This is a genomic window from Roseibium sp. Sym1 (genome assembly GCF_027359675.1).
Classification (GTDB): Bacteria; Pseudomonadota; Alphaproteobacteria; order Rhizobiales; family Stappiaceae; genus Roseibium.
In genome coordinates this window covers 2,604,293-2,618,130 of sequence record NZ_CP114786.1, presented here as the reverse complement: position 1 = coordinate 2,618,130, position 13,838 = coordinate 2,604,293, and the positions used below count along the sequence as shown (strand labels likewise).

The following is a 13,838-nucleotide window of genomic DNA, read 5'->3' as shown; positions in this document are numbered from 1 at the left end:
ACCCGTCGGAGACCCTGTGCTCGAGCTATTCACCGTCATTTCCCTGACCATCGTCGTCGCCATCGTGCCCGGACCGGACTTCGCCGTCGTTCTGCGCAACGCCCTGATCGGCGGCCGCCTTGCCGGCATCATGACCGCCCTCGGCATCGCCCTGGCGCTCGGCGTCCATGTAACCTACGCCCTTGCCGGCATCGGCCTGATCGTCTCCCAGTCGATCCTGCTGTTCAACGCGCTCAAGCTGATCGGCGCCGCCTACCTGATTTTCCTTGGTGTGACCATGTACCGCACGGCCTCGAAAGAGATGCCGTCGGAAAGTGCGCTGACCGGAATGCCGCCGCTAAAGGCCTTGCGCTGGGGCTTTTTCACGAATGTGACCAATCCGAAGGCGACCATGTTCGCGCTCAGCGTGTTCCTTCAGGTCACCTCTCCGGCAACACCGCTCTGGACCCAGATCGGCTATGGCGTGATCATGGCCGGCGGCGTGTTCCTCTGGTTCGTCCTGGTCACGCTGTTCTTCACCCTGCCGGCGGTCCGGCTGCACTTCATGCGCGCCAAACTCTGGATGGAGCGCTCCTTCGGTGTCCTGCTGACGCTCTTCGGCATCGGCATCGCTATCACAACCAATTCGACCCGTCCCTGACAACAGGTGCTCATCCATGGCTTTCAAAACTCTCGACGATCTGACTGACATTGCCGGCAAGCGCGTTCTGGTCCGCGTGGATCTGAACGTGCCGATGGATGGCGGCAAGGTCACCGACACAACCCGCATCGAGCGGGTGCTGCCCACGATCCGCGAACTGTCCGAAAAGGGTGCAAAGGTCATCCTGCTGGCCCATTTTGGCCGCCCCAAGGGTGAACCCGTCGCGGACATGTCCCTGGCTCCGGTGGCACCGGCCGTCTCGCGCCTGCTGGGCAAGCCGGTTGCCTTCGCCGATGACTGCATCGGCCAGCCGGCCGAAGACGCGGTCGCCGGGCTTTCGAATGGCGACGTCCTGCTTCTGGAAAACACCCGCTATCACGCCGGCGAGGAAAAGAACGACCCGGACTTCGCCAGGGCCCTGGCCGCAAATGGCGATATCTACATCAACGACGCCTTTTCCGCCGCGCACCGCGCCCACGGCTCCACCGAAGGCATCGCCAGACTGCTGCCGGCCTATGCCGGCCGCACGATGCAGGCCGAACTGGAAGCGCTCGGCTCTGCCCTCGGCGAACCGGTCCGCCCGGTGCTCGCCGTGGTCGGCGGCGCCAAGGTGTCGTCCAAGATCGACCTTCTGGAAAACCTCGTCTCCAGGGTCGACATGCTTGTCATCGGCGGCGGCATGGCCAACACATTCCTGGCCGCAAAGGGCGTCAGCGTCGGCAAGTCGCTGTGTGAACACGATCTCGCCGACACGGCAAACAGGATCATGGCCGCTGCCGACAAGGCGGGCTGCGAGATTGTCCTGCCGGCAGATGCCGTCGTTGCCAGGGAGTTCAAGGCGGGCGCCGACAACGAGACCGTCGCGCTCGACGCCATCCCGGAAGACGGCATGATCCTCGATGTCGGCGCCGCGTCCATCGACACGGTCAAGGGCAAGATCGACACCGCCAAGACCCTTGTCTGGAACGGCCCGCTCGGCGCGTTTGAAATCGCCCCGTTCGACACCGCGACCGTGGCGGCCGCGCAGCATGCCGCGGCCAACACCCGGTCCGGCAAGCTCAACTCCGTCGCCGGCGGCGGCGACACGGTGGCCGCGCTGAACCACGCGGGCGCAGCGGACGATTTTTCCTATGTCTCGACCGCCGGCGGCGCCTTCCTGGAATGGCTGGAAGGCAAGGAACTGCCGGGCGTGAAGGCGCTCGAAGCCTGACAAACCGGGGAGAACCGGAATGAAGCGTCAGTTCACCAACATTCTGACCGAGGAGGTCGCCGTGACGGCGGCCTTCTACGTTGAACTGCTCGGAATGACGCCGCAGTTTTCCTCCGACTGGTTCGTCAATCTCGTCGATCCGGAGACCCCCGGACTGGAACTCGGCATTCTCAACCAGACCAGCGACATCGTGCCCGTGCGGGCCCAGAAAGCCCCCGCCGGCGTGATCCTGACCTTTGTGGTCGACGATTGCGACACCGTCTATGAGCGCGCCCGCGCGCTGAACGCCGTCATCGTCGAAGCGCCCCGCGACCTGCCCTACGGTCAGCGCCGCATGGTTGTGAGAGATCCCGCGGGAACATTTGTCGACATCAGTTCGCCGGTCCGGTAACCGCGACCCGGTTAAATTTTGCTTCCATTTAATTCGAATATCGAATTAAATAAGCTTGATCATTTTCCGGCAGGCCCTTGTATTTTAATTGATTTAACCGGTTCGTTTCCTCTTTCCATGTCGGAAAATCTTGTTAGAACGACCGGGGATTGACGCACCGCAACACAGGTGACGTTTCGAGTTATCCTGGGATCCGGACCTTCGGGAGAAAATTGATGGCACGCATTACCCTTCGCCAGCTTCTTGACCATGCCGCCGAGCACGACTACGGCGTTCCGGCCTTCAACATCAACAACATGGAACAGGCGCTGGCCATCATGGCCGCTGCCGACCAGACCGATTCTCCCGTGATCATCCAGGCTTCGCGCGGTGCCCGCGCCTATGCCCACGACGTCATGCTGAAACACATGATGGACGCGGTTGTGGAGATCTACCCGCACATCCCGGTCTGTGTGCACCTGGACCACGGCAACGCGCCGCAGACCTGCATGACCGCCATCCAGGCCGGCTTCACCTCGGTGATGATGGACGGCTCCTTGGAAGCGGACGGCAAGACCCCGGCCAACTGGGACTACAATGTCGGCGTCACCAAGACCGTGACCGACATGGCCCATCTCGGCGGCATTTCCGTGGAAGGCGAACTCGGCGTGCTCGGATCCCTGGAAACCGGCATGGGCGACAAGGAAGACGGCCACGGCGCCGAAGGCAAGCTCAGCCATGACCAGCTGCTGACCGACCCGGACGAAGCCGTCAAGTTCGTGCGCGAGACCAAGGTCGACGCGCTGGCCATCGCCATGGGCACCAGCCACGGGGCCTACAAGTTCACCCGTCAGCCCGACGGTGAGATCCTGGCAATGAACGTGATCGAGGAAATCCACCGCCGCCTGCCGGAAACCCATCTGGTGATGCACGGTTCCTCCTCGGTGCCGCAGGACCTGCAGGACATCATCAACCAGTATGGCGGGGAAATGCCCCAGACCTGGGGCGTTCCGGTGGAAGAAATCCAGCGCGGCATCAAGAACGGCGTGCGCAAGGTCAATATCGACACCGACAACCGCATGGCCATGACCGGCCAGATCCGGAAGGTCCTGAGCGAAAACCCGGGCGAATTCGACCCTCGCAAGTATCTCAAGCCGGCACGCGACGCCATGCAGAAACTGTGCATCTCCCGCCTGGAAGCGTTCAACACCGCCGGCCAGGCCTCCAAGATCAAGAAGATCGTCACCCTGTCCGACATGGCAGCGCGGTATCAGTCCGGCGAACTGGATCCCAAGATCGCCTGATCCGCGGTTTTTCAGCGGCCGGGTCCACCCGGTTGCAGTCACTTTATTGAAAGAGGGGCCTTGCGTCCCTCTTTCGCCGTCTTTAGGGACAAGAACCGCTACTACCAATCGGATCAACCAGGATCGCCGACGTGAATCGCCCCCGCCTCTTTCTCGTGACACCGCCGGTCTTTGACACGGCCGACCTGGCTGCACAGCTCAAGCAGGCCTTTTCGGGCGGCGACATCGCCTGTGTGATGATCTACATGCCCGGCGCCGGGACCAAGGAAGTACAGGCGGCAGCCAGCGTGCTGGTGCCCGTCATCCAGGAGGGCGGCGCCGCGGCGATCGTCTATGGAGACACCCAGGCCGCCGGCCGCAGCGGAGCCGACGGGGTTCATGTCGACAGCTCCCTGGAAGACGTGAAGCTGGCAGTCGAGAGTTTTCAGCCCGACCGCATCGTCGGCACGGGTGGCACCAAGCTCAAGCATGACGCCATGGAATGGGCGGAAACCGGTGTCGACTACCTCTTTTTCGGCAAGCTCGACCTGCCTGAAAAGGATGCGGCCCATGACCGGACCCTCAAGAGTGCGGCCTGGTGGGCGGAACTGTTCGAGACCCCGTGCGTCGCCATGGCCGGCAACGCGCTTGACACGCTCGGGGATGTTGCCGCGACGGGTGCGGATTTCGTCGCGCTGAAAGACGCCGTGTGGCAGTCCGGTAACGGGATTTCATCCACAATCGCGGAAGCCAACCGCATCCTGGAGGCTTATCCGTTTCCAGAGGTTGAATAGACGACAAGAGGCTGAGCAGGATCCATGCCCACAACAAGGGTGAGCCTTCGACGGAACTCAGGCGCCGCCAAGCTGCTGGCGACGGTCACACTTGCCCTTTTGTCGGCTTCCCCGGCCACGGCGCAGCAACAGGACGGCGACACGGCGCCGGCTCCCGGAGCCGCCGCTGAAACACTAGCGACAAACGGTGGCGCCCCTGTCCCGGCCCTGATCGACGTGACCACGAAGGACAAGACCCTGCGCAGCATCATCGATGCGGGTCCGCCAAAGCTGGCGGAAGGTGACAAGGCCTCCGCCTCGACCGCCTATTCCGCATTTCAGCGCGGCTGGTTCCTGACCGCTCTCGGACTTGCGACACCGCTGGCGGAACAGGAGGACGTGGCCGCACAGGCGATGCTGGGCGTCCTGCATGAAGCCGGCCTGGGCATCCGGCAGGACAAGGCCAAGGCGGCCGACTGGTACCGTCTGGCCGCCGCCAAGGGCGACGCCGGCTCTGCCATGCAGCTGGCGCAGCTCTATCTGCTTGGAACCGGCGTGGAGACCGACAAGAAGAAAGCCGCCGACTATTTCGAGCAGGCCGCCGCCGCAGGCAACGCGTCCGCCCTGTACAATCTCGCCCTGCTCTACCAGGAAGGCGAAGGCCGCCCGTTCAACGAGGCAAAGGCGCGCGAGCTGCTCGAAGAGGCCGCCCAACTGAATGACCCCGAGGCACAATACGCGCTTGGCCTCAGCTATATCGAGGCCCAGACCGGTCTGAACGATCCCGGTCAGGGGGCGTTCTGGCTGGGCCGCGCGGCGCGGCGCGGTCATACCTCCGCCCAGGTCTATTACGGCATCCTCAGGTTCCAGGGCAAAGGCGTCGACCCGGACGAGTCGGAAGCCGCGGACTGGTTCGAACGGGCGGCAACCGCCGGCAACCCGGTTGCCATGAACCGCCTGGCGCGCGTCTACGCCTATGGCCGCGGCCGCGAACAGGACTTTGCCGCAGCCGCGGGCTGGCATCTGATTGCGCGGACGCTCGGCGTTTCGGATTTCAACCTCGACCGGATCGTGGAAAGCCTGGACGAGACCACGATGGCCGAGGCCAAGAAGCTGGCCGAACAATACTCGGCCACACTGATGGCCCCTTCGGAGGATCCGGCACGGGAATCTCCGTAAACCTTGCGATGCCGCTCCGATTTGTAAGGATGTTTGCCTTTTTTCCTTGAACTTTCCGGGCTTTTGTGGTGGACAGGCGCGAGCTATTTCCGGCGCCCGGCTTCCCGGCCGGTGTCCGCGCTGCTCAAGATCCTAACAATACGCAAAGTCGGTCGTTCCATGAAAATCAACGGAAACGAAATCAAGCCCGGTAACGTGCTTCAGCACCAGGACACCCTGTGGGCGGTTGTCAAAGTCCAGCACGTCAAGCCCGGAAAGGGCGGCGCCTTCGCACAGGTCGAGATGAAGAACCTGCTCGACGGCCGCAAGCTCAACGAGCGTTTCCGCTCCGAGGACAAGGTCGAGCGCGTGCGCCTGGAGCAGAAGGACTTCCAGTACCTTTACACCCAGGACGACATGCTGATCTTCATGGATACGGAAACCTACGAGCAGCTGGAACTCCAGTCCGATTTCGTCGGCGACCGCGCCGCCTTCCTGCAGGACGGCATGATGGTCACCGTGGAACTGCATGAAGAACGCCCGATCGGCATCACCCTGCCGCAGCATGTGACCCTGGAAATCTCCGAAGCCGACGCCGTCGTCAAGGGCCAGACCCAGTCGTCGTCCTACAAGCCTGCGCTCATGGAAAACGGCGTGCGCGTGATGGTGCCGCCCTTCATCACCGCCGGCGAGAAGATCATCGTCGACACCGGCACCCTGGAATATGTCCGCCGCGCGGACTGATCCGGCTTTAGAGAATTTTAAATTGGCGCGTCCGGAACAAGCCGGGCGCAGCCCAACAACAAGTGACAATCGATGGCCCGCACAGCTCTCCTCAACGTGATGGTTCAAGCCGCAATCAAGGCCGGGCGTTCCCTGGTCCGGGATTTCGGCGAAGTGGAAAACCTGCAGGTTTCCCGGAAGGGCCCTGGAGACTTCGTCTCGGCCGCCGACCGCAAGGCCGAGGAAATCGTGCGCGCCGAACTGACCAGGGCGCGTCCGACCTTCGGTCTCGTCATGGAGGAAAGCGGTGAAGTCGAGGGCACCGACGGCCAGCATCGCTGGCATGTCGACCCGCTCGACGGCACCACCAATTTCCTGCATGGCATTCCGATCTTCGCCACCTCCATCGCCCTGGAGCGCGCGGGCGAGATCGTCGCAGGCGTCATCTACAATCCGGTCATGGACGAGCTCTACACGGCCGAGCGCGGCCGCGGTGCCTTCCTCAACGACCGCCGCCTGCGCGTTGCCGGCCGCACCGAGCTGAATGACATGGTCTTCGGCACCGGCCTGCCCTTCATCGGCAAGGGCGACCACGGCCGCACCCTGCGCGAGCTGCGCTACATCATGCCGGAAGTCGCCGGCATCCGACGCTGCGGTGCCGCCGCGCTCGATCTTGCCTGGACCGCCTCGGGCCGTCTTGACGGCTACTGGGAACGCAATCTCAATTCCTGGGACATCGCCGCAGGGCTGCTGATGGTGCGCGAGGCCGGTGGTTTCGTTTCCGACCTGGCCGGCAAGAACAAGATGCTGGACAGCGGCGACGTCGTCGTCGGCAACGAGGATGCCCACAAGCATTTGCTGCGGCTCCTGAAACAGGCGGAAGCTCCGGCCCAGGGGTAAAAGCCTCGCGACCAATGTCTTTTTGGGGCTGGGACACAAACTCCACGTCATCCTGAGGAGGACCTCAAGGTCCGTCTCGAAGGATCGGCAACTTGTTTCGGAGTGCCTGGCCGATCCTTCGAGACGCGCGCGAGCGCGCTCCTCAGGATGACGATGGAGTGGAAGAAGACACCCGAATTCGGCCTTTTCAGGGTTTATTCCCGTTTCAGCCTCTTTAAGAGGTTTCCAAGGTGTTAAAAATCACGCTATCAATCGGTTACGTCTGAAACAGGTGACCGATTGAGCAATATGGCCAGAGAATTTGACCCCTACAGCCTGTCCAGCCCGAGGGCCTATCTGACCTTCATGATCATCTTCCTGGTGATCGTCGCTTTCATTGCCTTCATCCTGTTCCCGCAAATCTCCACCGCCTTCATGAGCAATCCCGGCCTCAACGGACTGATTGTCCTGGTCGGCGTCTTCGGCGTGCTGCTGCTGTTCGGCCGGGTGATCCGGCTTTTCCCGGAAATCACCTGGGTCAACTCCTTCCGCATCGGCGATCCGGCCCTGGACACCCGCTCGCCCGTGCTGCTGGCGCCGATGGCCGCCCTTCTGGGCAACAAGGCCGGCGACATGGCCCTGACGCCGACCACCGCGCGCTCGATCCTGGATTCCATCGGCATGCGCCTTGAGGAGAGCCGCGAGATGTCGCGCTACCTCACCGGCCTTCTGGTGTTTCTCGGCCTGCTCGGCACCTTCTGGGGCCTGCTGCAGACCGTCAGCTCGGTCGGTGCCACCATCCAGTCGCTGGATGTCGGCTCGGGCGATGCCAACGTGATTTTCGAGGACCTGAAAGCCGGCCTGGAGGCACCGCTGTCCGGCATGGGCACGGCCTTCTCGTCCTCGCTGTTCGGCCTGACCGGCTCCCTGATCCTCGGCTTCCTCGATCTTCAGGCGGGCCAGGCCCAGAACCGGTTCTACAACGAGCTGGAGGACTGGCTCTCCACCGTCACAGATATTGCCTCGGAGGAAGGCCTGTTCGACGCATCGGACTCGCCCGGTGTCGAACAGATCCAGGCCTCGATCTCGGCGCTGCAAAAGAGCATGGAGGATGGCGGCGGCCGGAACGCGAACCAGGCCATGGCCAACCTGGCCGAAGGCATCCAGGGGCTGGTCAAGCATGTGCGCTCCGAACAGCAGATGATGCGCGACTGGGCCGAGTCCCAGGGTGAGCAGCAGAAGCGGATCGAGGGCCTTTTGACCTCCATCGCCGCGGCCTTCGACCGGGCGAAAGAATAAACTAGGAGCGTTTTTCAATGGCAGGAGGACTGCGTGCCCGCCGCCGGGGACAGGCGACCGACTACTGGCCCGGCTTCGTCGATGCCATGGCAACGCTCCTGCTCGTCATCATCTTCCTGCTGTCGATCTTCATGATCGCGCAGTTCTTCCTGTCGCAGCAGCTTTCCGGCCGGGACACGGTGCTCAACCGGCTCAATGCCCAGATCAGCGAACTGACCGAACTTCTTGCGCTGGAACGCGCCAATGCCGGCGAGCTGGAGGACACGATCCTCGGCCTGCAGGCAAGCCTGTCGGACGCCGAAGCCGAACAGACCCGTCTTCTCGGCCTGCTGGACAGCAGCTCCGGGGCCGCGGATGCGGCCGGAGGCCGCGCCACCCGTCTTGAAAACCTGCTCGACGACGAACGCCAGATCAGCCAGGAGGCCCTGGCTCAGGTGGAACTGCTCAACCAGCAGATCGCCGCGCTCCGCCGCCAGATCGCAGCCGCCAACGCGGCGCTGGAAGCCTCCGAGGCCAAGGAAGCCGACAGCCAGGCCAAGATTGCCAGCCTCGGCAAACGGCTCAACGCCGCCCTCGTCCAGAGGGTTCAGGAACTGTCGCGCTACCGCTCCGACTTCTTCGGCCGCCTGCGCGAGATCCTGTCCCAGCGCTCCGACATTTCCGTTGTCGGCGACCGCTTCGTGTTCCAGTCCGAAGTGCTGTTCGATTCAGGCCAGGAGGACATCAACCCGGACGGACAGCAGGAACTCGACAAGCTCGCAGAAGCCATCCTGGAACTCAGCGGCCAGATCCCGGACGAGATCAACTGGGTGCTCAGGGTCGACGGCCACACGGACGCCCGCCCGCTTTCGGGCACCGGCCGCCTGCGCAACAACTGGGAGCTTTCCGCCGCCCGCGCCATCTCGGTCGTGCGCTACCTGATCGAAAAGGGCGTCGATCCCAAACGCCTTGTCGCCGCCGGTTTCGGCGAGTTCCAGCCCCTGGAAGAAGGCGAGTCGCCCGAGGCACTGGCGAAAAATCGCCGGATCGAATTGAAGCTTACGGAGCGTTGAGAACTCTCTCTCGCAACAGGCCGGATCCCGCCGGACAAAAATCGGTGAAGCCGCACATCCGGGCAGCCTTGCGCCTGACAGGTGCCGCAAGCGCGATATTATCAGGGTTCACGTGTGTGGCCTGGCCCGCTTCGGTGGACACCGACAAGAACCATCACCTTAGCTTCTATACGATCGTGTCGCAGTCAGACGGCAGCACAAAAGTGTCTCATCTGCCCCTTGTCCCGAATTTGCCCGGGCGAGCTTGCTACGGTTGGCGTGTGAAGGTTTCCTTGTCGAAGGAAATGGTCGGCTTCAGGGAAGTGTTTTCACTACCCGCCGCGCCCAAAACCTGGTCCGGCGAAAACGATCCCTATGCGGCCAACGCAATCACGAAGGACCGTACGACGTCCATTACCGAAAGGTTCGAAACACCTCAAAACGGCACAATCGGTAATGAATGGTGCGTCGTTGAAGGCGACCCTCTGGGCAAATACAGGATGGAGATCCATGTCGCCGAGGAGTATCTGGGAACCCTTGATTTTGAGCTGGTCACCCCACAGGACTACGACCGTGCAACGTCCCGATAAGCCAGCCCTGCTTGTGTGCGGGAGAACGCTGCCGTTGAAACGACCACCGTCTGTTGCCGGCCGGAATGTTCCCAGAGTGTCCCTGGAGTGTTTGTCGAGGTCCAACGCCTGAAAGCGGGATAACCCTGCAGATCAGGAAGTTGCGGCCTGCCCCAGCTTGAACTGCTGCCTGACAGTCTCGACATAGGTCGCGCCGACGGGCAGTTCCCTGCCATCCTTCATGCGGACGATCATGCGTCTTCCGGTTTTCTCAACGTTCGAAACAAAATCCCGGGCGACCCAATGCGAGCGATGGATCCTGCACCCGGGATAGCCTTCGAGAAGATCGATCGCGTCGGTCAAGCGGATCAGCAGAAGCGACGCACCCGTTGTCGTGGTCACCTCGGCATAGTGATCCTGCATGGATATCGAAATGACAGCGCCGACCCGGCAGTTGTCGGGCAGCCGGTTCAGGAGCGGAACGACCTGTGGGTCGTCCGTCGGCTCCGGCTCCACCTCGGAGACATCGCTTCTGGCATCGACAACCGGTGCCTCGGTCCTGCCGAAAACGGCCGGCCACAGGAAGAACTCGGCGAGCAGCAGGATCGTCGAGAACACCACCACCTGCGCGACAAGCATCGGGTAGGGCGTGGTGATTTCTATCCGCGGACCGACCAGGGAGAAGAGAACCGTGATGTAGGCCGCCGTGGGCAATGCCCCGAAAGCGACACTCAACAAGAAGCGCGGAAATGGCGGGATGAACGCCGTCAGGCGGCTGTGAAAGAACACGTGCAAGACACAAACGATGATCGCCATGCCACCCAGGATGTCCAGGAACCAGAACACCATGCGTTCCCAGAACGTCATCAGGTCGTAAGTCCCGAACGGCCCGAAAAAGGTGGCCAGCAAAGCCACCCCGAAATACAGGAACAGCTTTCGCTCAAGATCAAAAACGATTGTAAATTCACGCTTCGTGAACATGTCTTTACGAATTTTCGTCCCTGTTTTCAAAGGTTTTCGCGAAACTTGCCTTTCATAGCACACTCGAATTTCGCAGTCCTGTCTGCACGGCCGAATTCTTCAGAGGACTGCGTCGTGCCCGACAAATCGTCGATCACGCCGCAGCCGGTGCGAGACGGCCGCGTTGGAGTCCGAATGGCGTTTTAGTGCCGACGGGCTCCGCAACCGTCTTCGGGGAGCCGGCAGCTTCGATGAGACGGAAGGCAACGGACTGGACCCAAACTGAATTGCACAAGGTGTCGCCAGGGCAAACTACCGGACTTGAAGGGCGTCAAATCCGGCAACTCAACAAGTGATTGTTTCAAGGGATTATTGACATGGCAGATTGGTACATCGGCTCATATGACGACGAAACGCTCATACGCTCACAATGGTGGCTACCAGGCCAGGGGATCAGCATCTACTTCGGCAACCTGGGATACGACACCCTCAATTTCTCGGCTGTCCCCGGCGGAATGACCTATTTCTACGGTCAACAGGCCTGGGTGCAAGACCGCACCATTCCGCTTGGCGTCTATGACGAATCGATTGGCCAGGATCTTTACGCCTTCGCCTATACCGGCGGCTGGGAGCACATCATTGCCGGATCGGGTGCGGACACCTTCCACCTCCTGGGCGGTGTCCTGGTCTATGACGGCGGCGAGGGTAACGACACTTTCGTTTATACCGCCAGTGGATTTGATCCCGGCATCCATCTCGATGGCAACCTTGGTGATGATAGTCTCGATTTCACGGACGAAACTCTCGGAATAACCTACGACCTCAATGCCGGGACACTCACGAATTATCGCGACTGGGTTGCGACCGTTTCCAGTGTTGAAAACATTCTCGCCGGTTCCGGAGACGACATCCTCATTCCAGGCGCAGACACGCTTTTAATGAACGGCGGTGACGGTGACGATACCTTTGACGTGAGCGCAGGCGTTCTCGTTCTCGGACAGACCTTCATCGGCGGCGACGGTATCGACACGTTCAGTTTTTCCGACCTCACATGGGGCCTGGAGGTCGATCTGGAATCCGGCCTGGTGACATGGGGAGACACAGGCGCAATCTACGCCTTTGCCTATGATTTCGAGATCGTTCGCGGCGGGCTGGATGACGACACGATCCTGGGCTCGGATAGCCGCAACGACATTTACGGTGGCCGCGGCGACGACTTCATCGACGGCTCCGGAGGACGTGATTTTCTGTATGGCCAGAATGGTGACGACACCATTCTGGGCGGTGCCGGCAGGGACAATATCTACGGACAGAAAGGCGATGACGACCTGCGCGGAGGCGGCGGAAACGACGCGATCCTTGGCGGCAAAGGCAACGACACGCTCCGCGGCAACGCAGGCAACGACACCTTGCGCGGCGGCACCGGCGACGACATTCTTGCCGGAGGACGTGGCAATGACCAGCTCAGAGGAGGTGCGGGCGAAGACCTTCTGATCGGCGGCAAGGGTGATGACACCATGTTTGGCGGCGAGGACTCCGACACATTCCTGTTCGCGGACAATCACGGCAACGACACGATCCTCGGATTTTACGTGGCGGATCCCGCCGAGCTCATCGATTTCAGCAGACTGTCATCCATCTCCAGCATGAGCGAGCTGATCGCTTCGTCGGTCGACACGGCTGACGGTGTCCTGATCACGACCGGCGCCGCCTCATCCGTGCTGCTGACGGATGTGTCATTGGCCAACCTGAGCGATGCCGAGTTCCTTTTCCTCTGATAGGCCAGACAAACCTTGCAGCTGTTCGGGACGAACAGCTGCAAGTGCCGGAAAATGCCGCCCCCGAGACTTGCGGCGGTCAACAGATCGGCGCTCCGGGCCACACCACGGCCCTCAAGAAGCTTCTTCGATCCCGAGCGAGCCTGCCAACCAGCCGTGATACTCGCGCAACGCATCCTCGTCGCGCGCGCAGTAGGACCATTTCTGCTGTTTCCTGACCGTCAGGAACCCTGCGCGGCGCAAGAGTTCTATGTGCCGGCTGACGGTCGGCTGGGAAACGCCCAGGCGCTCCGCGATCAGGTTCATGCAGACGCCGACCGTTTCCGGATCGGCCGATTCCTGATGCGAAAATTCTGTTCCGGGCGCCATGAGCAACCGCAGGATCTGCATCCTGTTTTCGCTGGCCAAGGCCTTGATCTGGTCGGTTCTCGACGTCATGACCTTGGCTATATAGCAATATTGCCAAACTTCAAAAAGAGCCGGCAACACGGTCCGGAACCACGGCTGGAAGTCATGCGAGTCTGGACAAGGTGCCGTTCCAGCTCTCTTCGCGAATCGTGCAGACGGCGACCGACGGGTTTTGGGCACCGGCTTCCTGTCAGCATCCGGTCTCAGGATTGCCTGCGAAATTTCCTTCGGACCGCCCCGCACTCCTCTCACCACGGTGACAGCAGGCCTGTGGTTCCTTGTGGCTCTCCGAACGAGCGAAGGAACACGCACCTATGAAAAGAACACCTGTCAACCCTTGGCCCTGGTCCCTGAAACTGGGCTATAATCAGGCCGAAACTCTGGAGGATGCCGGCCGGCATCTGGTCTGCGCCGGCCAGACCGCGGTCGATAGCGAGGGCAACCCGCGGCACCCCGGCGACATGCGCGGCCAGATCGCGCTTGCCCTGGACAACCTGGAAGCCGTGCTTGGCGCTGCCGACATGAGCCTTGGCGATGTAACCAGCCTGCGGATCTTCACCACCGACGTCGACGAAGCGCTGAAGAATTTCGATCTTATGGGCGCACGCTTCGGGCCGGTTGACGCCGCGCCTCCAATGACCCTACTTGGAGTGTCCCGGCTGGCATTGCCGCCTCTCCTCTTCGAGATCGAAGCGACGGCCGCCGACTGAAACCAGATCACGCCGGTCGGAACACATCTGTCGGGTCCGGCGAAACC

15 protein-coding genes are annotated in these 13,838 nt (G+C 61.7%); 13 read left to right on the top strand and 2 right to left on the bottom strand.

Annotated elements, in window-relative coordinates; translation table 11 throughout:
* The first annotated feature begins 16 nt into the window (after window positions 1-16).
* From O6760_RS11970 to O6760_RS11920, 11 genes are all read left to right on the top strand, one after another.
* Window positions 17-640: a LysE family translocator gene (locus tag O6760_RS11970; RefSeq protein ID WP_269585586.1), complete on the top strand. Its 624-nt coding sequence runs from the start codon at window positions 17-19 to the stop codon at window positions 638-640.
* A 16-nt stretch (window positions 641-656) separates the two neighbouring features.
* On the top strand, window positions 657-1,850 hold the full coding sequence (locus tag O6760_RS11965; RefSeq protein WP_269585585.1) for a phosphoglycerate kinase: 1,194 nt from the start codon (window positions 657-659) through the stop codon (window positions 1,848-1,850).
* 19 nt (window positions 1,851-1,869) lie between these two features.
* A complete protein-coding gene (locus O6760_RS11960; protein WP_269585584.1) occupies window positions 1,870-2,241 on the top strand; it encodes a VOC family protein in 372 nt (123 codons plus the stop codon).
* Window positions 2,242-2,456: 215 nt separating this feature from the next.
* Window positions 2,457-3,524 carry a class II fructose-bisphosphate aldolase gene (gene fba, locus O6760_RS11955; RefSeq protein WP_269585583.1) on the top strand — a complete coding sequence of 356 codons (1,068 nt, stop codon included), beginning with the start codon at window positions 2,457-2,459 and terminating at the stop codon, window positions 3,522-3,524.
* A 131-nt stretch (window positions 3,525-3,655) separates the two neighbouring features.
* The gene (locus O6760_RS11950; protein ID WP_269585582.1) at window positions 3,656-4,297 is read left to right on the top strand and encodes a thiamine phosphate synthase; all 642 of its coding nucleotides are present in this window, start codon (window positions 3,656-3,658) and stop codon (window positions 4,295-4,297) included.
* Between the two features lie 24 nt (window positions 4,298-4,321).
* Window positions 4,322-5,455 (top strand): tetratricopeptide repeat protein, encoded by a 1,134-nt coding sequence (locus tag O6760_RS11945; protein WP_269585581.1) that lies wholly within the window; start codon window positions 4,322-4,324, stop codon window positions 5,453-5,455.
* A gap of 159 nt (window positions 5,456-5,614) precedes the next feature.
* Window positions 5,615-6,178: an elongation factor P gene (gene efp, locus O6760_RS11940; RefSeq protein WP_094074798.1), complete on the top strand. Its 564-nt coding sequence runs from the start codon at window positions 5,615-5,617 to the stop codon at window positions 6,176-6,178.
* A 72-nt stretch (window positions 6,179-6,250) separates the two neighbouring features.
* On the top strand, window positions 6,251-7,057 hold the full coding sequence (locus tag O6760_RS11935) for an inositol monophosphatase family protein (RefSeq protein ID WP_269585580.1): 807 nt from the start codon (window positions 6,251-6,253) through the stop codon (window positions 7,055-7,057).
* A 288-nt stretch (window positions 7,058-7,345) separates the two neighbouring features.
* The gene (locus tag O6760_RS11930) at window positions 7,346-8,335 is read left to right on the top strand and encodes a flagellar motor protein MotA (protein ID WP_269585579.1); all 990 of its coding nucleotides are present in this window, start codon (window positions 7,346-7,348) and stop codon (window positions 8,333-8,335) included.
* A gap of 17 nt (window positions 8,336-8,352) precedes the next feature.
* The gene (locus O6760_RS11925) at window positions 8,353-9,387 is read left to right on the top strand and encodes a peptidoglycan -binding protein (protein ID WP_269585578.1); all 1,035 of its coding nucleotides are present in this window, start codon (window positions 8,353-8,355) and stop codon (window positions 9,385-9,387) included.
* A 272-nt stretch (window positions 9,388-9,659) separates the two neighbouring features.
* On the top strand, window positions 9,660-9,956 hold the full coding sequence (locus O6760_RS11920; RefSeq protein ID WP_269585577.1) for a hypothetical protein: 297 nt from the start codon (window positions 9,660-9,662) through the stop codon (window positions 9,954-9,956).
* Window positions 9,957-10,088: 132 nt separating this feature from the next.
* Here the strand turns inward: O6760_RS11920 and O6760_RS11915 are convergent, their stop codons facing one another.
* The gene (locus tag O6760_RS11915) at window positions 10,089-10,916 is read right to left on the bottom strand and encodes a LytTR family DNA-binding domain-containing protein (protein WP_269585576.1); all 828 of its coding nucleotides are present in this window, start codon (window positions 10,914-10,916) and stop codon (window positions 10,089-10,091) included.
* Window positions 10,917-11,272: 356 nt separating this feature from the next.
* Between O6760_RS11915 and O6760_RS11910 the strand changes: the two genes are divergently transcribed.
* On the top strand, window positions 11,273-12,673 hold the full coding sequence (locus tag O6760_RS11910; protein ID WP_269585575.1) for a calcium-binding protein: 1,401 nt from the start codon (window positions 11,273-11,275) through the stop codon (window positions 12,671-12,673).
* A gap of 114 nt (window positions 12,674-12,787) precedes the next feature.
* Here the strand turns inward: O6760_RS11910 and O6760_RS11905 are convergent, their stop codons facing one another.
* Window positions 12,788-13,111, bottom strand: coding sequence for an ArsR/SmtB family transcription factor (locus O6760_RS11905; RefSeq protein ID WP_269585574.1), 324 nt, complete (start codon window positions 13,109-13,111; stop codon window positions 12,788-12,790).
* 284 nt (window positions 13,112-13,395) lie between these two features.
* On the opposite strand from O6760_RS11905, the gene O6760_RS11900 reads away from it, so the two are divergent.
* Window positions 13,396-13,791: a RidA family protein gene (locus tag O6760_RS11900; RefSeq protein ID WP_269585573.1), complete on the top strand. Its 396-nt coding sequence runs from the start codon at window positions 13,396-13,398 to the stop codon at window positions 13,789-13,791.
* Window positions 13,792-13,838: the final 47 nt, after the last annotated feature.

Excerpts from the sequence above, each read along its gene's own strand:
- O6760_RS11965 (WP_269585585.1), top strand. The coding sequence starts at position 657 with ATGGCTTTCAAAACTCTCGACGATCTGACTGACATTGCCGGCAAGCGC.
- O6760_RS11960 (WP_269585584.1), top strand. The coding sequence starts at position 1,870 with ATGAAGCGTCAGTTCACCAACATTCTGACCGAGGAGGTCGCCGTGACG.
- fba (WP_269585583.1), top strand. The coding sequence starts at position 2,457 with ATGGCACGCATTACCCTTCGCCAGCTTCTTGACCATGCCGCCGAGCAC.
- O6760_RS11945 (WP_269585581.1), top strand. The coding sequence starts at position 4,322 with ATGCCCACAACAAGGGTGAGCCTTCGACGGAACTCAGGCGCCGCCAAG.
- efp (WP_094074798.1), top strand. The coding sequence starts at position 5,615 with ATGAAAATCAACGGAAACGAAATCAAGCCCGGTAACGTGCTTCAGCAC.
- O6760_RS11935 (WP_269585580.1), top strand. The coding sequence starts at position 6,251 with ATGGCCCGCACAGCTCTCCTCAACGTGATGGTTCAAGCCGCAATCAAG.
- O6760_RS11930 (WP_269585579.1), top strand. The coding sequence starts at position 7,346 with ATGGCCAGAGAATTTGACCCCTACAGCCTGTCCAGCCCGAGGGCCTAT.
- O6760_RS11925 (WP_269585578.1), top strand. The coding sequence starts at position 8,353 with ATGGCAGGAGGACTGCGTGCCCGCCGCCGGGGACAGGCGACCGACTAC.
- O6760_RS11915 (WP_269585576.1), bottom strand. The coding sequence starts at position 10,916 with ATGTTCACGAAGCGTGAATTTACAATCGTTTTTGATCTTGAGCGAAAG.
- O6760_RS11910 (WP_269585575.1), top strand. The coding sequence starts at position 11,273 with ATGGCAGATTGGTACATCGGCTCATATGACGACGAAACGCTCATACGC.
- O6760_RS11905 (WP_269585574.1), bottom strand. The coding sequence starts at position 13,111 with ATGACGTCGAGAACCGACCAGATCAAGGCCTTGGCCAGCGAAAACAGG.
- O6760_RS11900 (WP_269585573.1), top strand. The coding sequence starts at position 13,396 with ATGAAAAGAACACCTGTCAACCCTTGGCCCTGGTCCCTGAAACTGGGC.